The following is a 25,625-nucleotide window of genomic DNA, read 5'->3' as shown; positions in this document are numbered from 1 at the left end:
CGGTATCTACCCCGGTCCAGCGCGAGAGGACAGCTCTCGGCGCACTCCGCCATGCCGGCCCGGGTGCGCTACCAGGCGGCGGAAAGGCATCGGCCGTGGCATCCGCGGTCTCCAGCGACACCCCTCCCCCCGCACAGCGCGTCGGCTACCGGCAACTGCTGCGCACACCGGGCGCGTGGACCTTCCTGCTGCCCGGGTTCGCCGCCCGGCAGCCGTTCGCGATGCTGACGATCAGCATCGTGCTCCTGCTGCGCCACACCACCGGGTCGTACGGCGTCGCCGGTGCGGTCGCGGCCGTCACCGGCGTCTCCATGGCGCTGTTCGCGCCCCAGAGCGGCAAGCTGGCCGACCGCCACGGGCAGCGCGCGGTCCTGGTGCCTGGTGTGCTGCTCCACGCGGCGGCCACGGCCCTGCTGACGGCGCTCGCACTGGCCCACGCGCCGCTGTGGGCGCTGATCGCCGCCGCGGTGCCCACGGGCGCCTCCGTCCCGCAGGTCGGGCCCATGGTGCGGGCCCGCTGGGCGGCCGCCCTCGGGGACGGCGCGCCGGGCGGATCCGGGCCGCGCCCGGGGCGCCATCCGCTGCTGGCGACCGCGGCCGCGTTCGAGTCCGTGACGGACGAGCTCACGTTCGTCATCGGCCCCGTGCTCGCCACCGCCCTGAGCACCGCCGTGCACCCGGCCTCCGGCCTGATCGCGGAGGCCGCGCTGACGCTGGTGGGCGGGCTGCTCTTCGCCGCCCGGCGCCGTACCGCGCCACCGCCGAACCCGGCGCGGGCGGACGCGCGGGAGCCGCACGCCTCGGCCCTGTCCGTGCCGGGCGTACGGGTCCTGGCCGTGGCCTTCCTGGGCATCGGCTCGGTGTTCGGCGGGATGCAGGTCGCCCTGACCGCCTTCACCCAGGAGCACGGTCAACCGGGCCTGAACGGTGTGCTGTACGGGGTGTTCGCGGCGGGCAACATGCTCGCGGGCGTGGCCTGCGGCGCCATCGCCTGGCGCACCTCCCCGCGCCGGCGGCTGCTGACCGCCTACGCCGCACTGACGCTGATCTGCTCGACGCTGTGGGCGGTGTCCGCGCCACTGCCGCTGGGCGGGCTGGGACTGCTGGCGGGCCTGTGCATCGCACCCGCGCTGATCACCGGGTACACCCTGGTGGACGCGCTGGTCCCGACCGCCTCCCGGACGGAGGCGTTCACCTGGCTGACCGGCTCGGTCGCGCTGGGGCAGGCCGCGGCGGTGACGGCGGGCGGACAGGTGGCGGACGGCTTCGGCGCGAGCGCCGCCTTCACCGTGCCGCTCGTCGGCACGGCCCTGGCCCTGCTGACGGTGGTGTCCCTGCGCGCCCACATCGCACCGCGCGGCACCACCACGGCGATACGCCGGGACCAGCACACCGCCGACACCCACTCCGCATGTCAGTCGGTGAGGAACGACGACACGATGGCTCCGGCCTCCGGGCGGCACTCCTCGAAGTAGCCGTGCCGGGCGCCCTCGAAGATGTGCGTCCGTGCCCGGGGAATGCGGGAGGCGAGCAGCGGTGCGTTGGCCGCCGGGGTGAGCCGGTCGTCCGCTCCGTGCAGGATCAGCGTGGGCGCGCCGATCAGCGGGAGGACGTCCCAGGCGTCGTGTTCATTGCTCGCCACCAGATGGCGCCGCCGGGCGTACGGGGGCATACCGGGATCGCCGAGGGTCGCATACGGCCCGGGGTGCCCGGACCGCCAGGCCGGGGTGTACATGAGGTCGATCAGCGCCTCCCTCGCCGCCCGCGCGTCGGCCTGGGCCAGGGAGCGCCGTACCGCCATGTCGCGCTCCGTCGCCCGTGGTCCGCCGGGTGAGGTGCAGCCGAGGACGAGCCGCCGGATCCGCTCCGGGTGGCGGGCGGCGACCCACTGGGCGACCCGTCCGCCCATGGAGGTCCCGTACAGATCGGCGGACTCGATGCCCAGATGGTCGAGGACGGCGATCACATCGCCGGCGAAGTCCCGTGTCGCGTAGGGGTGGTCGGGCTTTCCGCTCTCCCCCGTGCCGCGCCAGTCCATGGTGAGGGTGGAGTGCGTGGCATGGAAGTCCGACCGTACGCCGTCCCACCAGTGGTGGTTGTTGGCCTGGCCGGCCAGGAGCACCAGCGGCGCCCCGGTGCCCTGGCGCTGGTAGGCGAGGAGGGTGCCGTCCAGTGCGCGGGCGTGACCGCTGACCTGCTGGGGGACGTCGGTGTGTGGCATGGGTGTCTCTTGCCTTTCAGGCTTCGGGCGTTGCCGGCGCGGGCGGTCCGCGCTCAGCCGCGGGCGATGACCTTGCCCGGGTTGAGGATCCCGTGCGGGTCGAGGGCCGCCTTGACCGCTCGGTGCATGTCCAGAACGGCCGGGGTGAGCTCCCGCTCCAGACCGTCCCGCTTCAGCAGGCCCACCCCGTGTTCACCGGTGACCGTGCCGCCGAGGTCGATGGCGTCCGCGATGATCTCGTGGAACGCGGCCTGTGCCCGCTCCCGGGCCGCCGTGTCGCCGGGTTGGGTGATCAGCAGCGGATGCAGATTGCCGTCACCGGCGTGGGCGATGTTGGCGATGAGCGTGTCATGGCGGGTGGCGGCGCGCTCGATGCGCGCCAGCATCTCCGGTACGGCCGCCTTGGGCACGCACACGTCCTCGGTGAGCACCGGGCCCAGCCGCTCCAGCGCCGGATAGGCGAGCCGCCGGGCCGCGAACAGCGCGTCGGCCTCCTCCTGGTCCGTGGACTGCGCGGCCCAGGTCGCCCCCGCCTCCTCGAAACAGGCGAGCATCCGCTCGGCCTCCTGGGCGCCGGCCGGTCCCGGGGCGTCCGTACGTCCGAGGAGGACCACGTCCGCGTCGACGGACAGGCCCATGTTCTTCCACTTGTCGACGGCCGCCAGGCAGTGCCGGTCGATGAGCTCCAGCGCGGACGGGGTGAGCCCGGCGGCCCCGATCGCGGCGACCGCGCGTCCCGCCGCCACGACCGAGGAGAAGTATCCGGCGACCGTGCGCTCGGCCTCGCGCCGCGGCCGCAGCCGCACCGTGACCTCGGTGATCACTCCCAGGGTGCCCTCGGAGCCGACCATCAGCCCCGCCAGGTCGTACCCGGCCACGCCCTTGGCGGTCCTGCGGCCGAGCCGCACCAGCTCACCGGTGCCGGTCACCACTTCCAGGCCGAGCACATAGTCGCGGGTGACGCCGTACTTCACACAGCACAGCCCGCCCGCGTTGGTCGCCACATTGCCGCCGATGGTGGACCAGGGCGCGCTCGCCGGGTCCGGCGGATACCACAGCCCCCGCTCGGCGCAGGCGGCCCGCAGATCGTCGTTGACCACCCCGGGTCCGACGACCGCGAGGCGCTCCACCGGGTCGATCTCGTGGATGGTGTCCATGGCCTCGGTGGAGAGCACCACACAGCCCTCGACGGCGTTGGCACCACCGGAGAGACCGGTGCCGGCGCCCCGGGTGACCAGCGGTACGCCGTGCCGTACGCAGGCCCGCACCACCGAGCGCACCTCCGCCGCCGTACGTGGCCGCACCACCGCGCGGGGCGTGCCGTACGGCGCCCACTCCGCCTCGTCGTGGACGAACCCGGCGGCGACACCGGGGTCCTCGACCATCCGGCCGTCCGGCAGCTCCTGCCGCAGATCATCGATCAACACGCCGGTCCCCTGCCTCGTCGTCGCGCACGGTACTTCCCGCTCGCACGGTACCCACCGCCATCGGAAAGCGTGATCACCACCCCCTGGTCCGGGGCGGTGGCGGGTCGGGACTTGCGCGAGAACCACCGTTCTCCTAGGGTCGGGCCCAATGGAGAGAATGCTCGTTCTCCCCTCTCCCCGCCGCGACTCGAGGAGTCGACATGACCGACGCCGCACGCCCTCCGTTCCCCCCGTTCACCCGCGAGACCGCCATCGAGAAGGTCCGGCTGGCGGAGGACGGCTGGAACTCCCGTGACCCGGAGAAGGTCGCCCTGGCCTACACCGTCGACTCGCGCTGGCGGAACCGCGCGGAGTTCGTCACCGGGCGCGCGGAGATCGTCGCCTTCCTCACCCGCAAGTGGGCGAGGGAGCTGGACTACCGGCTCATCAAGGAGCTGTGGGCCTTCGACGGCAACCGCATCGCCGTACGCTTCGCCTACGAATCCCACGACGACTCCGGCAACTGGTTCCGCTCCTACGGCAACGAGAACTGGGAATTCGACGACAGCGGTCTGATGCGTCTGCGCTACGCCTGCATCAACGACCTCCCCATCGAGGAGTCGGAGCGCCTGTACCACTGGCCGCTCGGGCGCCGCCCCGACGACCACCCCGAGCTGAGCGACCTCGGCCTCTGAGACCTCGGCTTCCGGCCGGCCGGACACCAGGAGAGCGATGACATGATCAGTCCCGAGACCGCGGAGCTCCGGATCCTCGACGCGGCCGAGACCCTGTTCTACGGACGGGGCATCCAGGCGGTGGGCATGGACGAGATCCGCTCCGCGTCAGGCGTCTCCCTCAAGCGGCTCTACCAGCTCTTCCCGTCCAAGGGTGAGCTCATCCAGGCGTATCTGCGGCGGCGCGACATCCGCTGGCGCCAGAAGCTGGCCGCGTACGCCGATGCACAGACCACCCCCGAGGAGAGCATCCTGGCGGTCTTCGACTGGCTCCACGAGTGGTTCGGCGAGCCGGACTTCCGCGGCTGCGCCTTCAGCAACTCCTTCGGAGAACTCGGCGCCACCTCCTCGGCCGTCGCCGAGACGGCCCGGGCGCACAAGGAGGCGTTCTTCCGCTACCTCGCCGAGCTGACGGCGGCCGCGGGCAAACCGGCCGCGCTGGGCGACCACTTGGCCCTGCTGGCCGAAGGCGCCATCACCACCGCGGCGATCACGGGCAGCGCCGAACCCGCGCATCAGGCGAAAGCGGCCGCGCGCGTCCTGCTGGAGGCGGCACAGCCGTCAGCATCAAGGGCACAGCCGTCACCAGCAGGAGGGGCATAGCCGCTACCATCCAGTCTCATGCGGGGGTGGTGGGAGCGGGGCCGAGCGCTGGGAGCAGCCCACCCCCAGGCCGTGGACATCGGGATCGCGCTCCTGGTCCAGGCGGCCATGACGATGCCGTTCGTGGTGGAGCGGCCCCCTGATCTGGAGCCGGCGACCTGGCCCGCCTACGGGCTGACCACGCTCACCGTCGTCCCCCTGATCTGGCGTCGGCGCGCTCCCCTGGCCGTGCTGACCGTGATCATCGCGACCAGCGCGCTGTACAAGCTGGCCGTGGAGGGGCCCGGGCAGCCGCTGCCGTACACCGGGCTCGTCATCATCTACACGATCGCCGCCGCTTCACCGCCGTGGGAGCGGCTGGTCGCCGGGGGTCTGCTGACGGTCGCCGTGCCGGTGTCGGTGTGGCTCAACACCCGGACGGCACGGGAGCTGACCTTCTCCCTCTTCGTGTTCGCGGCGGCCTATGTCTTCGGGCGGCTGACCGATGCCCGGCAGCGGGAGCACCGGATCGAGGCGGAGCGGGCCGCCGCGCGCGAACGGGCCCGGATCGCACGGGAGATGCACGACATCCTCTCCCATGCGGTGAGTCTGATGATCGTGCAGGCGGAGGCCGGTCCGGTGGCGGTGCGGACGGCTCCGGAGCGGGCCGAGGCCGCCTTCGACGCCATCTCCGCGACCGGCCGGGACGCCATGGCCCAGCTGCGCCGGATGTTGGGTGTGCTGCGCGAGGGCGATGAGCCGGGCCGCGCCCCGCGCGAGCCGCAGCCGGGCCTGGCCGGTCTGCCCGAGCTGCTCGACCGGATACGGGCGAGTGGTCTCGAGGTGGCGTACGGGTCGGCGGGGGCCGTGCGGCCGCTGCCGGAGGCCACCGGGGCGAGCGTCTTCCGGATCGTCCAGGAGGCCCTGACCAACGTGGTCAGACACGCGGCGGCCCGCAGCGTTTCGGTCCAACTCACCTATGGCGAAGGCACGGTGGACATCCGGGTGCTGGACGACGGGCGCGGACCACGGTCGGGTTCCGGTGGCGGCCACGGTCTGATCGGGGTCCGCGAGCGGGCGGCGGCGCACGGCGGTACGGCGGCCACCGGGCCGGGCCCGGACGGCCGGGGCTTCGAGGTACGGGTCCAACTCCCCGTACCCGCCGCGGCGGAGGTGGCTCGTTGACGATCCGGGTGGTGGTGGCCGACGACCAGGAGCTGGTGCGCAGCGGCTTCGCCATGATCCTTGACGCCCAGCCGGACATCGAGGTGGCCGCGGAGGCGGGCGACGGGGCCGAGGCCGTCGAGGCGGTGCGGCGGCACACGCCGGATGTGGCCCTGCTGGACATCCGGATGCCACGTCTGGACGGTATCGGGGCCTGCCGCGAGATCGCCGCGTCCGGCGCCTGCCGGACGGTGATGCTGACGACCTTCGACTCCGACGAGTACGTCTACGAGGCGCTGCACGCGGGCGCGAGCGGCTTCCTCCTGAAGGATGTGCGCAGGGACGATCTGGTGCACGCGGTACGGGTGGTGGCGCGGGGCGACTCACTGCTCGCCCCGTCGGTGGCCCGGCGGCTGGTGGAGCAGTACACCCGGGCCACCGCCCGGCCTCGGCGGCCCGACCCCCGGCTGGACGCGCTGACCGGGCGGGAGCGGGAGACGCTGCTGCTGCTCGCGCGGGGGCTGTCGAACGCCGAGATCGCCGCGGAGCTGGTCGTCAGCGAGCACACGGTCAAGACGCACGTCGGCAATGTGCTCGCCAAGCTGGGGCTGCGGGACCGGATCCAGGCGGTGATCTGCGCCTACGAGACGGGCCTGATCACGGCCGGGGATCCCCCGCCCGGGGGAGCGGCCGGGCCCGGCTCCTCCCCCGCGTCGGCGAGGAACTGACCCCCGGAACACCGCTCGCGCGGGCGATCCGCGCCGGACCGCCGGTCACCAGGATGGAGCCATCGAGAACAACGGCTCATCGCACTGGAGTTGACCATGAAGAACACCAGCCGCACCCTGCTGGCCGCGGCGCTCGTCCTGGGCGTCGTGGCGGGCCCGGCGGCGCCGCCGGTCCTCGCGGCCACCTCGTCGCCCTCGGACATCTCGTCACCCGCGGACATCTCGTCACCCGCGACCACCTCGTCGCCCGCGGCCTCCGAGCGGTCCGGGATTCCCGAGCTGGAGGCCGCCATCGCGGATCTGCCGACGAGCGACGCCACGGCCGCGCTGGTACGGCTCGGGGGCACCGACGGCGTCTGGAGAGGCAGTTCGGGCGTGCACGACCTGACGACCAACCGGCCGGCCGATCCGGCGGGCCGCTTCCGCGCCGGTTCGGTGACCAAGGTCTTCACGGCCGCGGTCGCCCTCCAGCTGGCCGCCGAGGGCACACTCGACCTGGACCGCACCGCTCGCTCGTATCTCCCGGAGCTGATCCCGGCGTCGTACGGGGCGGTCACCGTACGGCAGTTGCTCAATCACACGCACGGCATCCCCGCCGCCGATCTCCCCGGGGACACGGTCGAGGAGCGGTACGCCGACCGCTTCCGGATCCACGACCCGGAGGAGATGGTCCGCTCGGCGACCGCGCAGAAGCGCGAGTTCGCGCCCGGCGAGAAGCAGCACTATCTCAACATCGGCTACACCATCGCCGCCCTGGTCATCGAGCGGATCACCGGCGACACATACGAACACCAGGTGACCCACCGGATCCTGAAGCCCCTGGGGCTGCGCGACACCTACCTCCCGGGGACGGATCCGCACATCGCCGGCCCGCACAACCACGGCTACCAGACGATGCGGCTGGACGACGGCACGACCGGGCTGCGCGATGTGTCGGTGTGGGGGCCGACGGACGGCTGGGCGGCCGGGGACATCATCTCGACCACGGCGGACCTGGAGCGGTTCACCAAGGCCCTGTTCCGGGGGCGGGTGGTGCGCGGCCCGCTGTTGCGGGAGATGTTCACGCTGCCGAAGGTGGCGGACTTCACCACCGGCGACCCGGCCGCGTACTCGGTCGGCCTGTCGATGAAGAAGCTGGGCGGCCGTGAGGTGTGGGGGAAGTCGGGCGGCCGCTGGGGCTACAACACCGGCATCGTCTCCACCCGCGACGGCTCGCGCACCCTCGTCTACAGCGTCAACTCCACCGACGCCAAGGGCCAGGAGATGAGCACGGTGGTGCGGGACATCATGGTGGCGGCCTACGGCAGCCGCTGAGCGGCTCCTCGGTCCCCTGAGCCGTGCCTCAGTCCGCCTTGAGGGCCGTGAGGATGTTCAGCCGGGCCGCCCGGCGGGCGGGCCAGAGTCCGGCGACCACTCCGACGACCGCGGCGCCCGCGAGGGCCACGGCGATACGGCCCCAGGGGATGACCATCTCGTACCCCTGGATGCTGTCGGAGGCGAGCTTGCCCGCGGCCCAGCCGAGGAAGATGCCCGCGCCGATGCCCAGAAGGGCCCCGAAGAGCGAGATGAGCACGGACTCCAGACGGATCATCCGCTTCGTCTGCTCGGGCTGGAGCCCCACCGCGCGCAGCATCCCGATCTCACGGGTGCGCTCGAACACCGACATCGCGAGGGTGTTGACGACTCCCAGGACCGCGATCACCACCGCCATGGCCAGCAGCCCGTAGAGGACGTTGAGGAGCAGTGTGATGGCCTCGCCACCGGCCGCCTCGGCCAGGTCGTCGGTGTTCTGCACCTGGATGACGGGGTTCTGGTCGAGGGTGCGCTGGAGGGAACGGCGTGCCGCGTCGCCGTCACCGGCCTTGGTGCGCACCAGGACCGAGGCGTCCTCGATCTCCTTCAGATGGGGCTGGAGCGTGGCCAGCGGCATCATGGTGGACGGGAGGTACTCGTCGTCGTGGTAGACGCCGCCGATCTCCAGCGATCCCCGGCTGCCGTCGTCATAGACCACCGGAACCCGCTGGCCCGTGGTCCATCCGTAGATGTCGGCGATGGAGGTGTCGATCAGCAGGCTCTTGCCTCCGCCCGAGCCCAGGGCCGCGAGCGAGCCCGAGACGAAGCTCGGGTCGAGGAGGTCGCCGATGGTCCGGGGGTTCACACCGGTCAGGGTCACCTCGTCGCCACCGATCCGCACGGCGCCCTGGCGCCGCGGGCTGGAGGAGGTCACAGCCGAGGACTTCGCCAGGGTTTGGTGGACCGAGGCGGGCAGGTGGCCGCTGTTCTTCGACGAGATCTCGAAGTCGGCCGTGACGGAGTTCTCGGCCCGCTCGTGCAGCGATGTCGTGGCGGACACCGCGACCACCGTAAGACCGGTGACCAGGGACAGCCCGATCATCAGGGCCGAGGCCGTGGAGGCGGTGCGCCGGGGGTTGCGCCGGGCGTTGCGCGGCGCCAGCGTGCCCGGGACGCCGAAGCGGCGCAGCAGCGGTCCGGCCAGGTCGACGGCCGGGCCGGAGAGCGCCGGTGTCACCACGATGATGCCGATGAGCAGCAGGGCGGCCGGAAGGAGCACGACGGTCCTGCCCTGCTCGCCGCTGGACGCCGTGAACACCACGCCGAGCACACCGATCGCGATCAGGGCGACGCCGATCGCGTTGCGCCTGCGGAGGCCGCGGGCGGGCGGGGGCGTGTGGATCGCGGACATGGCGGCCACGGGAGGCACGGCGGCGGCGCGACGGGCGGGCACATACGCGGCGAGCATGGTGACGACGACGCCCACAAGGAACGAGATCAGTACCGTGCCGGGCGAGATGACCAGCGGCCCGTCCGGGAAGCCGGATCCGGTGGACGCGAACAGCTGCCGGATGCCCATGGCCACCCCGATGCCGAGGAGGAACCCCGCGGCGCCCGCGCACAGCCCCAGCAGGCCGGCCTCGACGAGGACGGAGCGGGTCACCTGGCGGCGCTCGGCGCCGACCGCCCGCATCAGGGCCATCTCCCGCGAACGCTGGGTGACGAGCATGGTGAAGGTGTTGCCGATGACGAAGATGCCGACGAACAGGGCGATGGCCGCGAAGACGAGCAGCACCTGGCTCAGCCCCCGCGTCCCCTCGGCGGCCTCGGTCCGCTGCCGCTCGCGCAGCTGCGCCCCGGTGCTGATGTCGGAGTCCCCGGGCAGCAGATGGCGGGCTTCGGCCGCGAGCTTCGCCTCGGAGGTGCCGCGGTCGGCCTCGAGGGTGATTCCGTCGTACCGGCCGGGCTTCAGGAACAGCTTCTGCGCGGTGGCGTCGTCGAAGAGCGCCAGGGTGCCGCCGGAACCGTGGGTGTCATCGGTGCGGACGATGCCGACGAGCTTCTTGTGCAGCACCGGTCCGTCGACGGCCAGCCGGACGGTGTCGCCGATCCGGTAACCACCCTGGCCGGCGGTGGCGGTGTCCAGCAGCACCTCGTCGGGCCCGGTGGGGGCTCGCCCGGCGGTCAGCGGGTGGCGGGTGTCCTTGCCGTCGGCCTGGGGGAAGTAGTTGCCCCCCGCGGTCACATGGTCCTCGCCGAGGGGGTGGCCGTCCTTCGCGGCCACGGCGGCGAACCCCTCGACGGAGCCGGTGACGGACGCCACGCCGGGCAGCCGCTGGAGGCGCCGCAGGGTGTCCTCCGCCACCGTTCCGCGCTCGCCGGCCTTCTCGTCGTAGGGCGGTGTGGCCTGGACCGAGACATCGCGCAGGGTGGTGAGGAAGCGCTCCTTGTGGGCGTTGCCGACGGTGTCGGTGAAGACGAGGGTGCCCACGACGAAGGCCACGCCGAGCAGCACGGCGAGCATGGTCATCAGCAGACGGGCTTTGTGCGCGAGGACGTTGCGCAGGGCGGTACGGAACACGGGGCGGCCTTCCGGGAGGGTGCCGGGTGTGAGGTGCTCGGAGAGCGGGGTGGGCGTCGGAGGTGAGTGAAGTGGCGCGGGCGTCAGGCGTGCGCGGTCATCGAGCTTGCGCGGGCGTCAGGCGTGCGCCGGGGTCAGGCGGCCCATGCGCTCCAGGACGGCCTCGGCCGTGGGCGCGTGGAGTTCGTCGACGATGCGGCCGTCGGCCAGGAAGACCACGCGGTCCGCGTAGGAGGCGGCGACGGGGTCATGGGTGACCATCACGACGGTCTGGCCCAGCGCGCTCGCGGAGCCGCGCAGGAACTCGAGGACCTCGGCGCCGCTGCGGGAGTCGAGGTTGCCGGTGGGCTCGTCGGCGAAGACGATGTCGGGCCGACCGGCCAGCGCGCGGGCGACGGCGACGCGCTGCTGCTGGCCGCCGGAGAGCTGGGCGGGCCGGTGGCCGAGCCGGTCGGCCAGGCCGACGGTCTGGATGATGCTCTCCAGCCAGGCCCGCTCCGGTTTGCGGCCCGCGATGTCCATGGGGAGGGTGATGTTCTCCAGGGCGCTCAGGGTCGGCAGCAGGTTGAACGCCTGGAAGACGAAACCGACGCGGTCGCGGCGCAGCCGGGTGAGCTGACGGTCGTTCAGGGAGGCGATCTCCGTGTCACCGAGGCGGACCGAGCCGAAGGACGGCGAGTCGAGACCGGCCATGCAGTGCATCAGGGTGGACTTCCCCGACCCGGACGGCCCCATGATCGCGGTGAACCGCCCCTTGCCGAAGCCGACCGTGACCGCGTCGAGGGCCACCACACGGGTGTCCCCCGTGCCGTACACCTTCGTCAGGTCGGTGGCGTGGGCCGCGTAGGACTCCGGGGCGGAAGGGGGCTGGTGTGCGTGCATGCCGGTCCTCGGTGAGCGCTCGGTGGACGGCCCTCGTGGCGGAGGGCGTCGCCGCTGATGGCGACACCCATGAGCCTCCCGCCCGGCCACCCCCGCGCGGATCCCCCGACCATCCGGAGCCGCATCCCCCGATCGGGGGAGATCGCCGCGGAACCACCACTCGGCACCCCCGCGGAACCACCACTCGGAACGCCCGCGGAATCACCACTCGGCGCCCGCGGGACCGCTACTCCGCGCGCCCCGTGCGGAAGGCCCAGGCCGCGATCTCGACCCTGTTGCGCAGGCCCAGCTTCGCCTGGACCGAGCCCAGATGCGTCTTGACCGTGCTGGGTGCGATGTACAGCTCGGCGGCGATCTCCGGGTTGGTCAGTCCGCGGGCAATGCCCTGGATGACCTCCTCCTCGCGGTCGGTCAGCGGCTCGGCCGGCTCATGTGCGGCGCGCCGCCGGCTCTTGGTGAAGTGCTGGAGCAGCCGGAGGGTGATCTGCGGGGCGACCATCGCGTCCCCGCGCACGGCCGCCCGCACGGCCTCGGTCAGCAGCGCCGGACCGGCGTCCTTCAGGAGGAAGCCGGACGCGCCGTTCGACAGCGCCGTGTACACATACTCATCGAGGTCGAAGGTGGTGACCACGACCACCTTCGGGGCTCCGGGCCGACCGCCGCCGGCCAGTCGGCGGGTGACCTCCAGGCCATCGGGCGGAGGCATCCGGATGTCCACGAGGCACACGTCCGGCTGGGTCTCGCGGGCCAGCGACAGGGCCGAGGCCCCGTCGGCGGCCTCGGCCACCACCTCCATGTCGGACTCGGCCGACAGCACCATGCGGAACCCGGCCCGCACCAGATGCTGGTCGTCCGCGACCAGGATGCGTATGGTCATGCCGTCCTGCCCTCCCGTAGCCGCAACCCGCTTCGTACGGCGTGCCGCCCGCGGGTCCGCGGGGTGCGCGCGGCCTCGTCGGGGCGCAGCGGTACGGAGGCGCGGACCCGCCATCCGCCTTCAGTACGGTGGCCCGCCTCGAAGGCGCCGCCGAGCAGTTCGATCCGCTCCCGCATGCCCATGATGCCGAAGCCGCCGCCGAGCCGGCCGAGGCTGCCGCGGTGTCCGGAGGGGGAGCCGTGTCCGTCGTCCTCCACGACCAGTTCGGCGTGGCGTGCCGCCACCCGGGCGGACACATCCACCGACCGCACTCCGCGCGCATAGCGCTGGGCATTGGTCAGGGCCTCCTGAAGAACGCGGCTCAGCCCGCCGGTGACCTCGGCCGGTACGTCCTCCGGCAGATCCCGCCCGAGGTCCAGCCGGACCGGGAGCCCGGTCCCCCGTGCCTCGTCCACGATGCGGGTCAGGACCTCACCCAGGTTCTCCGGATGCCGCGGGGTCTCGTCACCGCGCATCGAGCCCACCAGGCGCCGCATCGATGTCAGCGCCTCGCCGCCCGCGTTCTCGACGGCCTCGAGCATCTCGTTCAGCGCCTGCGGGTCGGGGGTGCCCCGCCCGGTGACATGGCGTACGGCCTGCAACTGCACCACGATCGCGGTCACCTGGTGGGCCACGGTGTCATGCAGGTCCCGGGCCAGCGCGAGCCGTTCCTCCTGCCGCACCAGCTGTCCGGTGCGTTCCTGCTGGACGTCGTAGAGCCGGAGCACCAGCCCGCAGACGAAGGCCAGCGCCAGCAACAGCGCGGTGTTGTCGGAGAAGTCACCGGGATCGGAGTCCCGCAGGAGCGGGATGGAGAACACGCTGACGCTCATCGCCGCCACGGACACCAGGGCCCACCAGGGTGTGCAGCGCCGCACCCCCACGGCGAGGAGGAACAGCAGGCCCATCAGTTCGGTGCCGCTGGACTCGCTGGTCACCATGTTCACCGGCATCAGGTGGTAGGCCACCGTGGCCGCGAAGGTACCGGCGCAGGCCACCAGCGCGGCCCTCGGGACCCATCGGACATCGCGCACGACGGCCAGCACGGCCATCGCCCCGGCCAGAACCCCGGAAGCGATCGGCACCCAGTCCCCGGCGAACGCCTCCGTGTCGAAGTCCGGGTCGAGGACGAGCCGTTCCCGCACGTCCTGGTAGACGGAGAAGAGGAACCACAGGGCCAGCGCGGGGATCAGGATCCGCCCCGGCCAACGTCGATAACCGGCGCGCCGGCCGGAGGACACAGCTATTCGCACCCGCGCCACCCTACGCACCTACGGCGGCGATTGCCGCCCGTCTCCCGCGCCCGGGCCCTCGGCCGGGCCCGTGTCCGGTCCCGTGTCCGGGCCCACGCCCCGGCCCTGGCCCGGGTCGGTGGGCATGGGCGCGGGCCGTGCGTCGCGCACCCGCTCCGGTGTCCAGTACGAGGGGTCCGGCGGATCCGCCCGGTGGCTCCGTGGGATGTCCGGGGCGGGGGGATCGCCGGTGTCGTCGCCCCGGGCGGTGACGGCGAGGACCGCGGCGATGCCGGTTCCCACGGCCGCCGCGGTGATGAGGACTGCGGTGAGCGGGCGCATGACGTTCTCTCCCGATTCTCTCCCAATGGTGGGCCGCTGCGGATGCCGGAGGCCGGGGCCCCTGAGTGCGGGGCCCCGGCCGAGTGCGGTGTGTGTGGTGCTCTGGTGCTCAGCCGTTGGCGGTGTTGTCGTAGATCGTCTGGATCTTGTTGTCGAAGTAGGGGCTGTCGATGTAGGCGGGCGGATCGGTCCGGGTGCTGGTGACGCCGATCTCGGTCCCCAGGCCGGTGGTCTCGTTGTAGTCCCGCAGCCAGGGGCCGCCGCTGGCGCCCTCGACCATGGTGCACCCGTTCTGCACCCGGGAGCCGTCCTGCCACGTGGGGATGTTCTGGCATACGTAGGGCAGCTCGCCGTCGTAGCCGAAGGCGGCCGGATAGCCCCAGACGGTCACGGTGTTGGAGTACCCGTAGTTGTAGCCGAGCCCCATGCCGCCGACGGTGTTGACCAGCTTGCCGGCGCCGTTGTCCCAGACGTTGACCACGCCGATGTCGTAGTTCAGGTCACTGTTGTTGATCCAGCCGTTGAACGTGGTCAGCGTCTTGGCGGACCAGGTTCCGTACGGCCGCGAGCCGTTGTAGTAGGCGGGCACGAACACCCAGTTGGTGGCCCAGGTGCCACCGGCGCCACCGTGGACGCAGTGCCCCGCGGTGAACACCATGTTCTTCGTGGGATTGTTGACCGCCGCGGCGGAGCAGGCGTAGTCGCCGCCGTTGGTCGGGTTGTGGAAGAAGACCTTGCCCTGCACGATCGAGGTGGCGATCCGCACCCCACGGGCCTTCTGCGAGGTGCCCTTCTGCGGTTTCGCGAGCTGAGCGGGTTCGGCCGCCGCGTCGTTGGCCGCCTTCCGCGACGCCTTGGCGTCGGCGGGCGTGTCGGCCTCGACGGCTCTGCGCATACGCTGCGGGGTCCAGTATTTCCCGGCGGACTCCGCGGATGAGCGGGACGCTGCACTCTTGTGCGCGGACACCGCGGTGTCCGCGCCGTGTGTGACGGTGCTGTGCGAATCGGCGGACGCGGCCGCCGGAATCGTCAGGGCGAACGCGAAAACCACTCCGCTCGCCGCTAAAACGACCTTGCGAATCTGCACCAGTCCCCCAAGTTTTTGATCGGGACAGGGAGCGGATGCCCCCGGTGAAATCCCGGGCGCACCGTATCGCGTGATGAAGTGTGCACGCCAAGATCCCGCAGGTGGTCAGAACGGTATCCGGCCAGGCATGGCGCCCCCGGTCCGGTACGGAAAATCGCCTCGCGACCGCTGGACTGCCCTTTTCGGCAAAAGCGGAATGGGGCGTGTGCCGCATTGAACGAGGAATTCCGACGCGTCAACGCGCGTCAACGGCCACCTTCTCCCAGACGGCGACGGCCACCCGATCCCCGACAGTGTCCGGAACCTGTATTCGCATTTCCCTCGTCGAATTCACGGAAGTATTCACGCATTCACGGCAGTCCCGCGCTACGCGATGGGCCCGCCTGCCGCAGCGGATGCTGTTAGCCTCCCGGCATCCCCGTAGGCCCGCCGCTCCGAGGAAGACCATTGGTGACGAACCTCCAGGACGACCAGGACGACCAGGACGCCCAGGACGCCCAGGACGCCCAGGACAGCCAGGACACACCGGCGCCGCAGCACGCACCGGAGGCACCTGACACGCCGCCTCCGGGCTGCCCCGCCCACGCCGCGCGGCTGTACGGGCCGGACTTCCGGCGCCGTCCGGACGAGACCTACCAGCGGATACGGCAGGACAGCGGACCGGTCGCCCCGGTCCTGCTCGAAGGCGACATCGACGCCTGGTTCGTCCTCGGCTACCGCGAGACCCGTCAAGTGCTGTCCGACACCGAGACGTTCGGCCGGGACCCGCGCCGCTGGAACGGCTGGGACAGCGTGCCGCCGGACTGGCCGCTGACGCCGTGGGTGGCGTACAGCCCGATGATGACCTTCACGGAGGGCGAGGAGCACCAGCGGCGCGCAACGGCGGCAAGCGAGGCCCTCGCCACGGTCGATCCCTTCGTGCTGCGTGGCCACTGCGAGCGGCTCGCCGATCAGCTGATCGACAAGTTCGCCGGGAGCGGCAGGGCGGATCTGGTGTACGACTACATCTACTCGGTGCCCACCCTCGCCACGGCCGAGCTGTTCGGCCTGTCCCAGGACGAGGCCGGGCTGGAGGCCCTGGCGGCGGGGCTGACCATGTCGTTCCTCTCCAACGAGGAGGCCATCGCCGGTCAGCAGCGGGTCGCCGCGTATGTGACGGAGCTGGTGCGGGCGAAGCGCGCGGATCCGGGCCCCGACCTCACCTCGCGTTTCATCCTGAACACCCCGGACCTCACCGAGGAGCAGCACACCGCGGACGTCATGGTGCTGATGGCGGCGGCGCTGCCGCTGACCTCGTACTGGATCGGCAACACCCTGCGGCTGATGCTCACCGACGAGCGCTTCGCCATGACCCTCTCGGGCAACCGCCGCAGCATCGGCGAGGCCATGAACGAGGTGCTGTGGGCGGACTCCCCGTTGCAGAACCTCATCGGGCGGTACGCCACCCGCGACACCGACCTCGGCGGCCGGCACATCCACGCCGGTGACCTCGTCGTCCTCGGCCTGGCCGCCGCCAACGCCGATCCGCTGCTGTGGCCCGACTCCCCCGTCGGCCACGCCGGGAACCACTCCCATGTCGCGTTCAGCGGGGGCGACTACGGCTGCCCGGCGGGCGGTCCCGAAACGGCCAGGATCATCGCGGAGACGGCGATCGAAGTGCTGCTGGACCGGGTTCCGGACCTGACGCTGGCGGTCGCGCCGGACGAGCTGAGATGGGTGGACTCGTTCTGGTACCGCTGCCTGGAGTCGCTGCCCGTCACGTTCAGCCCCGCCCCGGTCACCGCGGGCTAGCGCGCGAAGCCACAACCCGGCGTTCGTGCCGTCCTCCTCCCCCCGGGGGAGATCCGGCGTCCCCCGGGGAGATCCGGCGTCCCCCCGGGGGAGGAGGGGACGCCGGAGCCCTGGGGCCCGGTGGTGTCAGTTGCCGGGTGGCTGCTGGAGCATGGCGAGGGTCAGGACATTGCCGCCGATGCCCCAGCCGCCGTCGGTGACCTCCTCGACCAGGACCAGGGTGGTGGCGCGGGCGCGCTCACCGTAGATGTCGACGTACAGCTCGGTGGCACGGGTGACGATCTCCTCCTTCTGCTTCTCGTCGAGGGATCCGGCAGGGACCTTGAAGTTCGCGAAGGGCATGGTCGTTTCTCTTTCGTCCGTGGATTTCGGTGTGTTCGAGGGTGATTCGGGGGTGATTACAGTGAGCTGCCCGTGGTGAGCAGATCGTCCAGCCCGGCCCGGCGGAAGAACTCGGCGCGGACGCGGTCGGCGACCGCGGAGACGACTTCGCTGCCGTCGCGGCTGGGGTCTATGTGGGTGCGCAGCGGCCGGGTGCCGGCCGGGAGGGCCACCAGGCGTACGACGGCGTCGGCGACGTGCGCGGCGTCCGCGTCCGGCGGGATCAGCGCGGCCAGCCGCTGGTCGAGATCGGCCAGCAGGGTGCCGTAGCGCTCGTCGTAGGCGGTGGCGCGGTCGGGGTCGGCGGGCGCGCCCGCGTGGCGGAAGTGATTGGTGCCGGAGGTGAAGGCGCCGGGGACGACGATCGCGGTGTCGATGCCGAAGCGGACCACCTCGGCGGCGTAGCTGACGGCCAGGGCGTCCATGGCAGCCTTCGCGGCGAAGTAGGGCCCGATGAAGGGCGGGCAGCCGCCGCGGGTGCTGGAACTACCGATCCACACCAGCAGCCCGTCCCCCTGGGCCCGCAGATGCGGCAGCGCGGCGCGGTTGACGCGCTGGGTGCCCAGGACGTTGACGTCGTACAGCTGGGCCAGTTGCTCGGGGGTGAACGCCTCCGCCGGGCCGGTGGCCATGTGTCCGGCGTTGTGGACGATCACGTCCAGCCGGTTCCGGTCGGCCAGGATGCGGGCGATGGCGGCGTCGGCGGAGTCCTGCGAGGTGACGTCGAGCTCCACGGCGCGCAGGTCGACGTCGTGGTCGGTGGCGTAGCGGGTCAGCTCGGCCACCGCGGGGGCGTTGCGGGTGGCCGGCTGCCGGATCCCGGCGTAGACGGTGTGCCCGGCGCGGGCCAGGGCGCGTGCGGTCAGCGCCCCGAAGCCGCTGGAGGCGCCGGTGACCAGAACGGTCGTGGGGGTGTCGGAGGGCATGGGGTCCTTACGGGCGGGAGAAGGGGGAATGGTGTGCGGTGGCGGTCAGATGATGCCGCCGTTGGCGCGGACGCGCTGGCCGTTGACCCAGTGGCCGGCCGGGGAGGCGAGGAAGGCCACGACCTCGGCGATGTCGGCGGGGGTGCCCAGGCGCTCCAGCGGGGGCTGGGCCGCCATCCGGGCGATGGTCTCCTCGTCCTTGCCGTCGAGGAACAGATCGGTGGCGGTGGGGCCGGGGGCCACGGTGTTGACGGTGACGTCCCGGCCGCGCAGTTCGCGCGCCAGGATCATGGTGAGCGCCTCGACCGCTCCCTTGCTGGCGCTGTAGGCGCCGTAGCCGGGGAGGGCCAGGCCCACGATGGACGTGGAGAAGGTGATGAGCGCCCCGCCGCCGCGGATCCTGCGGGCGGCCTGCTGGGCGACGACGAAGGTGCCGCGGATGTTGGTGCGGTGCAGCGTGTCCAGCTCCGCGAGGTCCAGCTCGGCGATGGGCGCCAGATACATCCGGCCGGCCGCGTGGACGACGACGTCGACACCGCCGTACTCGGACTCCGCGGTGTCGAAGAGCGCGGCCACCTGCTGTTCGTCGGCGACGTCGGCCTGGAGGGCGACGGCCCGGCCACCGGCGGCGGCGATGTCCTTGGCGGCGGCCTCGGCCGGTTCGCGGTGGCCCGCGTAGCCGATCACGACGGCGTATCCGTCGGCGGCCAGCCGCTTCACCGACTCGTGGCCGATACCGCGGGAGCCTCCGGTGACGATGGCGACGCGGGGCCGGTCGGCGGGGTGCTGGGGCGCGGCTTCCTGAGGCGACATGGAGACTCCTGGGGGACAGGTGCTGACGGGCGGATGCCACGGCGTACGGGCCGTGGCCCCCGGGGCGCCGGCGTCGTTCGGCGCCGTGCCCCTTGGGTGTTCCCAGCTTGGGCCGGGATCGCAGGGCCAGCCACGGCTCTCTCCACCCAGGGGTTGTCAGCCCCTGGCTCAGCTCACCGGCACAAGCGACCATGGAGGGCGTGAACCACTCCGAATTCGCCGCCTTCCTGAAGTCCCGGCGCGACCGCATCCGCCCGGCCGACGTCGGTCTGCCCGCCGGTCCACGGCGCCGGGTGCCCGGTCTGCGGCGCGAGGAGGTCGCCCAGCTGGCCGGGCTGTCCGCGGACTACTACACCGAGCTGGAGCGCGGGCGCGGCGCCCAGCCCTCCGCCCAGGTGCTGACCGCGCTCGCCCGGGCGCTGCGGCTGAACGGCGACGAGCGCGACCATCTGTTCCACCTCGCCGACCGTCCCGTTCCCCCGGCGACGCACGGCCCGGCCGCTCAGGTCCAGCCGGCCCTGCTCGGCCTGCTGGACCGGCTCACCACCACCCCCGCCCAGGTCATCACCGATCTGCACCAGACCCTCGTACAGAACGAGCTGGCCGCGGCGCTGGTCGGCCGTCCCCCGGCGGTGCGCGGCCCCGCGGCGAGCCTCGTCTACCGCTGGTTCACCGATCCGGACGCCCGTGGGCTCTACCCGCCCGAGGACCACCCCCACCACTCCCGGGTCTTCGTGGCCGATCTCCAGGCCGTCGCCGCCCGGCGCGGCGGCGACTCCGAGGTACGGCGGATGGTGGCGGCGCTCCGCCGCCGCAGCGAGGAGTTCACCGCCCTCTGGGACACCCATGACGTGGCCCTCCGGCGGACCGACCACAAGCGCATCGTCCACCCCTCGCTGGGCGTCATCGAGCTGGACTGCCACTCCCTGTTCAGCGAGGACGGCCACCAGCGGCTGCTGTGGTTCAGCGCCCCGCCCGGCACCGAGGGCGCCGCCCAGCTGGAGCTTCTCTCGGTGATCGGCATGCAGGACATGACGGCCGGCGAGCACAGCGCGTCCGGGTGAATCCCCCGCGACACGACGGCGGTCCGGCGGCCTCGGAGACCGGCCACGGCCCCCTGATCGCGCCAACATGGTGACGTTCGGGGTGCGGAGCGAGCAAGCGGCCCGTCATTGGGAACCCCTGTCGCAGTACGCGCGGGCTCTGCCCGGTGCCGGGGCCACGGCACCGGCGGTGGGCCCGCCGGTCTCCGACTCACCCAAGGACCCCGTATGAATGGACCAGCCCCGCTTCTGACCCTGAACAACGGCGTGCGGATGCCCGCCCTCGGCCTCGGTGTCTACCAGAGCCCGCCCGACGAGACCGTCCCCGCGGTGACGACCGCGATCGAGCACGGCTACCGCCTGATCGACACCGCGGCCGCCTACGGCAACGAGAAGGAGGTCGGTGAGGGCATCGCCCGCTCGGGCATCGCGCGCGAGGACATCTTCGTCATCACCAAGCTGTGGCTGACCGACTACGGCTACGACTCCACCCTCCGGGCCTTCGACACCAGCCTCACCAAGCTGGGCCTGGACCACCTCGACCTGTATCTGCTCCACTGGCCGGTCCCGTCCACGTACGACACCACGGTGGCCTCGTACAAGGCGGCCGAGAAGCTGCTGGCCGACGGACGGGTGCGGGCCATCGGCGTATGCAACCACACCCCCGAACACCTGACCGCTCTCATGGCGCGCACCGAGGTCGTGCCCGCGGTGAACCAGGTCGAGCTGCACCCGTACTTCAGCCAGCCCGAGCTGCGCGCGTTCGACATCCGCCATGGCATCGTCACCCAGTCCTGGTCGCCCATCGGCGGGGTGAACCGCTACGGGGGCGAGGGCGCGGACAAGGTCAGGGATCCGCTCCAGGAACCCACCATCACCGCCCTCGCCGAGAAGTACGGCAGGAGCCCGGCCCAGATCATCCTGCGCTGGCACGTCGAGCACGAACTGTGCGCGATCCCGAAGTCCGTCAAACCCCACCGCATCGCGGAGAACATCGGGATCTTCGACTTCTCCCTGACCCCCCATGAGGTGGCCGCCATCGACGCGCTCGACACCGGGACACGGGGCGGACCCGACCCCGACCGGGTCGAGCTCGACACATTCTCCTGAGACCCGGTTCTTCCGGGACACGGGTGCGGGGCGGCCACCGGCCGCCCCGCACCAGGTCGTCAGGACAGGAGACTACTGAGTTCCTTCGTGGAATGATGGCGCGTGCTTTTGTCGGTTCCAGACCTCTGTCGGTGGGAGAGAGGCATGCGGGGACTTCAGGGCAAGAGGATCGTCATCGCGGGGGGCGCCACCGGGATCGGCGCCGCCACGGCCGAGCGGCTCGCCGGGGAAGGTGCCTCGGTCGTCGTCGGCGACATCGACCTCCCGGGCGCGAAGGCCACCGCCCAGCGCGTCGCCGAGGCCGGCGGCACCGCGGTCGCCGTGCCGTTCGACCTCGCCGACGAGGAGTCGATCGGCGCGCTGATCGATCGGGCCGCCGCCGAACTCGGCGGGGTCGACGGGCTGTACAACGTCGGCGCCGACCTCTCGGACGGGCATCTGGGCCGGGACACCGATCTGCTGGAGATGGACCCGGCCGTGTGGCGGCGCACCCATGAGGTGAATCTGCTGGGCTACGCCCTCACCTGCCGGGCGGTCATCCCGCGGCTGCTGGCCCAGGGCGGCGGCGTGATCGTCAACACCTCCTCCGGCGCGGCCTGGGGAGGGGAGCCCCGGCGTCCCGCGTATGCCGCATCCAAGGCCGGGATCAACGCGCTGACCCGCCATATCGCCTCCCGTTGGGGCAAGGAGGGCATCCGCTGCAACGCCGTGGCGCCCGGGCTGGTCATGGGCGACACCCAGAAGCAGCGGGACGACCAGCGGCTACAGGCCATGGCGCTGAAGATCGCCCGCAGTCCGCGGCTGGGCGAGCCCGCGGACGTGGCGGGCACCGTGGCGTTTCTCCTCTCGGACGACGCCGAGTGGGTCAACGGCCAGGTGTGGTCGGTCTGTGGCGGCATGAGCCTGCGCGACTGAGGGCTCCCCCGGGACCGTCTTGCGGCGGGCCAAGGTCGCCCTACGGCCTCCTACGGCGTCCAGGGCCCGGATACTCGCCAACTCACGTCGTCGGCCCATGACGTGGCGCTGTCGAAGGGGTTGGACCCTCCGTTGGAGGCGATGTAGACCTTGTTCTCGTAGTGGCGGATGAACCGGTCGGGGTAGTTGGAGGACGCGAACGAGGTGCCCTGGCCGTTCTTGCCGGTCTGGGGGCAGAACGTGGCGTCGGCCCGGAAGACGGCGGTGCCGTCCATCGGCTGCCGGAGCAGCTGGTAGTTGTAGTGGCGCAGGAAGTCGCCGGGGTAGTTGCGCGACTCGAACGACACACAGGAGGCGTTGGCGAGGCCGCGGCGGACGATCCAGGACGCGTCGCCCTTGTCGAGCGCGGAACTGCCGGAGGACACCACGGAGGTGACGGCGCTGTTGGCCTGGTGGCGGACGTAGCGGTCGGTGTAGCCGGGGGTGGTGGCGCGCAGGGACATCGTCGAGCCCGCGTCGAGGGTGCCGCCCGCCACGGGGCTGGGCGCGCCGTAACCCACGGAGACGACGTTGGCCTGCACGGCGTCGTCGGCCGCGTCGGTCGGCAGGCCGCTGGTCATCACGCCCTCGAAGAACGAGCCGATGGACCCGTTGCTGTTGTCGCCGCCCGTCCCGAGGACGATGGAGCCCTCCTGGTGCATCGGCGAGTAGCCCGGCCTGGACGGTTCAGGACCCGCGTACTGGGTGGTGAGCCTGCCGGACTGGGCGTTGCCGTCCTTGAGGGCGAAGTAGTTCTGTCCGTTGTTCTTCAGCAGGGCGGTGACGAAGGGCGCGGAGTTGCCGGTGTTCGAGGGGTTCTTGCTGTAGCCGCTGTCCGACTGGAACAGGCCGTTCTCCAGGTCCGCCTGCACCCAGGGCCCGGATCCGCCGCACGGCGGGAACCAGCACTCCGTACCGAAGTTGATGGCGTCCATGTGGCCGTTGCCGGTGTCGGCGATCTGCACCTCGGCGTTGCCGTAGTCGAAGCAGCACAGGCCATTGACATGGGTGCCGGAGGTGACCATGTACATCCCCTCGGGCCGGCCGTTGACGGCGACGCCGGAGGCCGCGGTGTGGCGGTAGCCCATGCGGCCGGAGAAGGACGCGCCGTAGACCTGGTGGCCGCCCGCGGTCACGGGTAACGCGTCCGCGGGCACCCCGGAGTTGGCGGGGCCCGCGGTGCCGGCCGGTTCGATGGGCATGTGGTTGTGGCGCGGTGACTGGTCGTAGATGACGTTGATGACGCATGTGGTTCCGGCGCAGAAGGAGTCCTGCCGGGCGGCGTCGGCGTAGCCGCCCGCCGTCAGCGTTCCCACGTCGGTCACCGCGCTGTCGGAGGCGCGTTTGAGCTGGTAGAGCGGGCCGTTGAAGGAGGCGTAGAGCGCCCGGGTGGTGCTGTGCGCGGCCACGCAGGGCGTACCGGCCGCGGCGTAGATGTCGCACGGCAGGGAGGCCGCGGCCTGGGATGTCCCCGTGCCGCCGGCCAGGAGCCCGAGGACGAGGGTGGCTGTCGCGCCCACCGACAGCAGCGCTCTTCTCACCCTCGCGAGACCCGGAGGAACCTTCATGGTGGTGCCCTTCCCGTTGTCGGAATGTCAGGGGCATGCCATATGCGTGCGTTCGATATATCGCACGTTGACCGTGAAATCGAACCTGACCGTAGGACTGGGGACCGCCGGCGTCAATGGCCACGCGCGGAGGAGTAGCCTCCTGCGCGGCGACTCGTACGGTTCATTCGCCCCCACCGCATATCGAGGAGAGACCGTTTGTCGACGTTTGTCGTGTTCGACCTTGAGTTCACCACATGGCCGGGAGCGCTTGAGCAGGACTGGTCGGAACCGGGGCAGCTTCGCGAAATCGTCCAGATCGGCGCGCTGCGCATCAGCACCGGCTCCTCCGCTGACGCCTACTCCGTTGTCGAGGAATACGAAGCGCTGGTCAGACCGGTGGTCAACCCTCGGCTGTCCCCGTTCTTCACCGGCCTCACCGGCATCGACCAGCGGACCGTGGACCGCGAGGGAGTCGCACCCGCCGAGGCGATCGGTGACTTCCTGGCGTTCTGCCGTGGGCAGTCCGTTCTCTCCTACGGCAATGACATGGTCGTCCTCGGGGAGAACGTGGGGTGGGCCCGGGCCCGCGGCGAGGAGGTCAAGAACGGCTTCCTCACCACCCCCTTCCTCAATATCCGGCCATGGCTGAACACCCTCGCGCCGACGACGGCCTCGGCCAATTCCGGTCGGCTGTGGGAAGCGCTCGGACTGCCCAAACCCGCGGCCGGCAAGGAGCATTCGGCGCTCTTCGACTGCTATTCGATCGCCGCCGCGATCGGACACGTCCGCGCCGGTGGGGCCACCTTGCCCGAGGGGTGCCTCTAGGGGCCGACCGGCGGATCTTGACGCCTGCGGCGGGCTGTTCCCCTCCCCGCCCCTTCCCGACACCTGACGATATGCGGCTCCGCCGCGTGGGGGGCTCCGCCCCAGACCCCGGGGTCCAGAAGCGAAGCCCCCGGTAGCGGGAAGGGGCGGGGAGGGGAAAGCATCGGCCATCGGCGAGCGTGGTGTCCGACGCGCTGACGGCGAGTGGCACAATCCGCCGGAGAGGCCGGAGATCTTGCTCGGCGGTGCTCGCGCGCCGTCCGGTACGCATCGAGGAAGGAACCCCCACATGACCGCAGTACGCGGAACCACCGTGGACATCCCCACCCAGGACGGCATCGCCGATGCCTATCTGGCCCATCCCGACGACACTGACCGCCATCCGGCCGTTCTGTTCTACATGGACGCGTTCGGCCTCCGGCCCCATCTGCGGGGGATGGCCGACCGTCTGGCCGCGGCCGGTTACACCGTGCTGGTGCCCAACGTGTTCTACCGCCACGGTCGCGCTCCCGTGGTGGAGCTGCCCGACTTCCTCGACCCGACGGCGCGTTCGGCGGTCTTCGAGCACATCGCGCCGATGGCGCAGGAGCTCACCCCCGAGCGTGCCGTGCGCGACGCCGGCGCGTATCTCGACTGGCTGGCCTCCTGCGCGCAGGCCACCGACGGGCCCATGGGCCTCACCGGTTACTGCCTGGGCGCCGGGCTGGCCCTGCGGACCGCCGGAGCGCACCCCGGTCGTGTCGCCGCGGCGGCCGGTTTCCACGGTGCCTTCTTGGCCACGGAGGCGCCGGACAGCCCGCACACGGTGGCCCGGCAGATCACCGCCGAGCTGTACTTCGGACACGCGGACCAGGATCAGTCCCTTCCCCCCGAGCAGATCGAGCGCCTGGACAAGGCCCTCAACGAGGCCGGTGTCCGCCACCGCACCGAGGTCTACGCGGGCGCTCAGCACGGCTTCACCCAGGCCGACACCTCCGCCTACAACGCCGAGGCCGCCGAACGCCACTGGGAGGCCCTGCTCGACCTGCTCGGCCGCACCCTCTGACCGTGGTGGGCCATGGCTG

Annotated in this window: 24 protein-coding genes; 12 read left to right on the top strand and 12 right to left on the bottom strand. The window is 71.8% G+C overall.

The genetic code is table 11. The features are described 5' to 3' along the window. Positions 1-95: 95 nt before the first annotated feature. Positions 96-1,475 (top strand): MFS transporter, encoded by a 1,380-nt coding sequence (locus KHP12_RS45230; RefSeq protein WP_086880047.1) that lies wholly within the window; start codon positions 96-98, stop codon positions 1,473-1,475. Here KHP12_RS45230 and KHP12_RS45225 read toward each other — a convergent pair. After that, entirely contained in the window at positions 1,415-2,221 is an 807-nt protein-coding gene (locus KHP12_RS45225) for an alpha/beta fold hydrolase (RefSeq protein WP_086880048.1), read from the bottom strand. The genes KHP12_RS45230 and KHP12_RS45225 overlap by 61 nt on opposite strands. Positions 2,222-2,274: 53 nt before the next feature. Next, a complete protein-coding gene (locus tag KHP12_RS45220) occupies positions 2,275-3,606 on the bottom strand; it encodes an FAD-binding oxidoreductase (RefSeq protein WP_244202548.1) in 1,332 nt (443 codons plus the stop codon). A gap of 242 nt (positions 3,607-3,848) precedes the next feature. On the opposite strand from KHP12_RS45220, the gene KHP12_RS45215 reads away from it, so the two are divergent. The 5 genes from KHP12_RS45215 to KHP12_RS45195 all read left to right on the top strand — a co-directional run bounded on the left by KHP12_RS45215 (position 3,849) and on the right by KHP12_RS45195 (position 8,149). Then, on the top strand, positions 3,849-4,322 hold the full coding sequence (locus KHP12_RS45215) for a nuclear transport factor 2 family protein (protein ID WP_086880050.1): 474 nt from the start codon (positions 3,849-3,851) through the stop codon (positions 4,320-4,322). A gap of 42 nt (positions 4,323-4,364) precedes the next feature. Then, on the top strand, positions 4,365-4,964 hold the full coding sequence (locus tag KHP12_RS45210; protein ID WP_208652854.1) for a TetR/AcrR family transcriptional regulator: 600 nt from the start codon (positions 4,365-4,367) through the stop codon (positions 4,962-4,964). Between the two features lie 18 nt (positions 4,965-4,982). Further along, a complete protein-coding gene (locus tag KHP12_RS45205) occupies positions 4,983-6,128 on the top strand; it encodes a sensor histidine kinase (RefSeq protein WP_211834564.1) in 1,146 nt (381 codons plus the stop codon). Then, positions 6,125-6,835 carry a response regulator gene (locus KHP12_RS45200; protein ID WP_086880052.1) on the top strand — a complete coding sequence of 237 codons (711 nt, stop codon included), beginning with the start codon at positions 6,125-6,127 and terminating at the stop codon, positions 6,833-6,835. Before KHP12_RS45205 ends, KHP12_RS45200 begins: the two co-directional genes overlap by 4 nt. Before the next feature lie 96 nt (positions 6,836-6,931). Continuing rightward, positions 6,932-8,149 (top strand): serine hydrolase domain-containing protein, encoded by a 1,218-nt coding sequence (locus KHP12_RS45195; protein ID WP_211834563.1) that lies wholly within the window; start codon positions 6,932-6,934, stop codon positions 8,147-8,149. 28 nt (positions 8,150-8,177) lie between these two features. Here the strand turns inward: KHP12_RS45195 and KHP12_RS45190 are convergent, their stop codons facing one another. The 6 genes from KHP12_RS45190 to KHP12_RS45165 form a co-directional block, all read right to left on the bottom strand. Continuing rightward, positions 8,178-10,709, bottom strand: a complete 2,532-nt coding sequence (locus KHP12_RS45190; protein WP_211834562.1) for an ABC transporter permease — start codon at positions 10,707-10,709, stop codon at positions 8,178-8,180. Between the two features lie 117 nt (positions 10,710-10,826). Then, the gene (locus tag KHP12_RS45185) at positions 10,827-11,591 is read right to left on the bottom strand and encodes an ABC transporter ATP-binding protein (protein ID WP_086880055.1); all 765 of its coding nucleotides are present in this window, start codon (positions 11,589-11,591) and stop codon (positions 10,827-10,829) included. A 226-nt stretch (positions 11,592-11,817) separates the two neighbouring features. Further along, positions 11,818-12,468 carry a response regulator gene (locus KHP12_RS45180; RefSeq protein WP_037947457.1) on the bottom strand — a complete coding sequence of 217 codons (651 nt, stop codon included), beginning with the start codon at positions 12,466-12,468 and terminating at the stop codon, positions 11,818-11,820. Further along, positions 12,465-13,760: a sensor histidine kinase gene (locus KHP12_RS45175; RefSeq protein ID WP_143677829.1), complete on the bottom strand. Its 1,296-nt coding sequence runs from the start codon at positions 13,758-13,760 to the stop codon at positions 12,465-12,467. Before KHP12_RS45175 ends, KHP12_RS45180 begins: the two co-directional genes overlap by 4 nt. Before the next feature lie 18 nt (positions 13,761-13,778). After that, on the bottom strand, positions 13,779-14,081 hold the full coding sequence (locus tag KHP12_RS45170) for a hypothetical protein (protein ID WP_086880057.1): 303 nt from the start codon (positions 14,079-14,081) through the stop codon (positions 13,779-13,781). Positions 14,082-14,190: 109 nt separating this feature from the next. Then, positions 14,191-14,976: a trypsin-like serine peptidase gene (locus KHP12_RS45165; RefSeq protein WP_143677831.1), complete on the bottom strand. Its 786-nt coding sequence runs from the start codon at positions 14,974-14,976 to the stop codon at positions 14,191-14,193. Positions 14,977-15,618: 642 nt separating this feature from the next. Here KHP12_RS45165 and KHP12_RS45160 point away from each other — a divergent pair. Further along, positions 15,619-16,959: a cytochrome P450 gene (locus KHP12_RS45160; RefSeq protein WP_211834561.1), complete on the top strand. Its 1,341-nt coding sequence runs from the start codon at positions 15,619-15,621 to the stop codon at positions 16,957-16,959. A gap of 126 nt (positions 16,960-17,085) precedes the next feature. Here KHP12_RS45160 and KHP12_RS45155 read toward each other — a convergent pair whose 3' ends face one another. Genes KHP12_RS45155 through KHP12_RS45145 form a run of 3 tightly spaced genes read right to left on the bottom strand, consistent with a single transcriptional unit; the run spans position 17,086 to position 19,079 of the window. After that, positions 17,086-17,301, bottom strand: coding sequence for a tautomerase family protein (locus KHP12_RS45155; protein WP_037947464.1), 216 nt, complete (start codon positions 17,299-17,301; stop codon positions 17,086-17,088). Positions 17,302-17,357: 56 nt separating this feature from the next. Beyond that, positions 17,358-18,266, bottom strand: a complete 909-nt coding sequence (locus KHP12_RS45150) for an SDR family NAD(P)-dependent oxidoreductase (RefSeq protein WP_211834560.1) — start codon at positions 18,264-18,266, stop codon at positions 17,358-17,360. 45 nt (positions 18,267-18,311) lie between these two features. Further along, entirely contained in the window at positions 18,312-19,079 is a 768-nt protein-coding gene (locus KHP12_RS45145) for an SDR family oxidoreductase (RefSeq protein WP_211834559.1), read from the bottom strand. Between the two features lie 200 nt (positions 19,080-19,279). Here KHP12_RS45145 and KHP12_RS45140 point away from each other — a divergent pair, with 200 nt between their 5' ends. From KHP12_RS45140 to KHP12_RS45130, 3 genes are all read left to right on the top strand, one after another. Further along, complete coding sequence (locus KHP12_RS45140; protein ID WP_244202545.1) at positions 19,280-20,143, top strand: helix-turn-helix transcriptional regulator; 864 nt, start codon at positions 19,280-19,282, stop codon at positions 20,141-20,143. 207 nt (positions 20,144-20,350) lie between these two features. Further along, complete coding sequence (locus KHP12_RS45135) at positions 20,351-21,232, top strand: aldo/keto reductase (RefSeq protein WP_086880062.1); 882 nt, start codon at positions 20,351-20,353, stop codon at positions 21,230-21,232. A 144-nt stretch (positions 21,233-21,376) separates the two neighbouring features. Further along, positions 21,377-22,147, top strand: a complete 771-nt coding sequence (locus tag KHP12_RS45130) for an SDR family NAD(P)-dependent oxidoreductase (RefSeq protein ID WP_086880063.1) — start codon at positions 21,377-21,379, stop codon at positions 22,145-22,147. Between the two features lie 50 nt (positions 22,148-22,197). Here the strand turns inward: KHP12_RS45130 and KHP12_RS45125 are convergent, their stop codons facing one another. Next, the gene (locus KHP12_RS45125) at positions 22,198-23,754 is read right to left on the bottom strand and encodes an alpha-L-arabinofuranosidase B (protein ID WP_107471668.1); all 1,557 of its coding nucleotides are present in this window, start codon (positions 23,752-23,754) and stop codon (positions 22,198-22,200) included. A 198-nt stretch (positions 23,755-23,952) separates the two neighbouring features. Between KHP12_RS45125 and KHP12_RS45120 the strand changes: the two genes are divergently transcribed. Then, the gene (locus tag KHP12_RS45120; RefSeq protein ID WP_086880064.1) at positions 23,953-24,561 is read left to right on the top strand and encodes a 3'-5' exonuclease; all 609 of its coding nucleotides are present in this window, start codon (positions 23,953-23,955) and stop codon (positions 24,559-24,561) included. A 289-nt stretch (positions 24,562-24,850) separates the two neighbouring features. After that, positions 24,851-25,606: a dienelactone hydrolase family protein gene (locus KHP12_RS45115; protein ID WP_086880065.1), complete on the top strand. Its 756-nt coding sequence runs from the start codon at positions 24,851-24,853 to the stop codon at positions 25,604-25,606. The last annotated feature ends 19 nt before the right edge of the window (positions 25,607-25,625 follow it).

The sequence above is a fragment of the Streptomyces asiaticus genome, assembly GCF_018138715.1.
Lineage (GTDB): Bacteria > Actinomycetota > Actinomycetes > Streptomycetales > Streptomycetaceae > Streptomyces > Streptomyces asiaticus.
The sequence above is the reverse complement of the archived record's forward strand: the minus strand, read 5'-3'. Positions and strand labels throughout refer to the sequence as shown.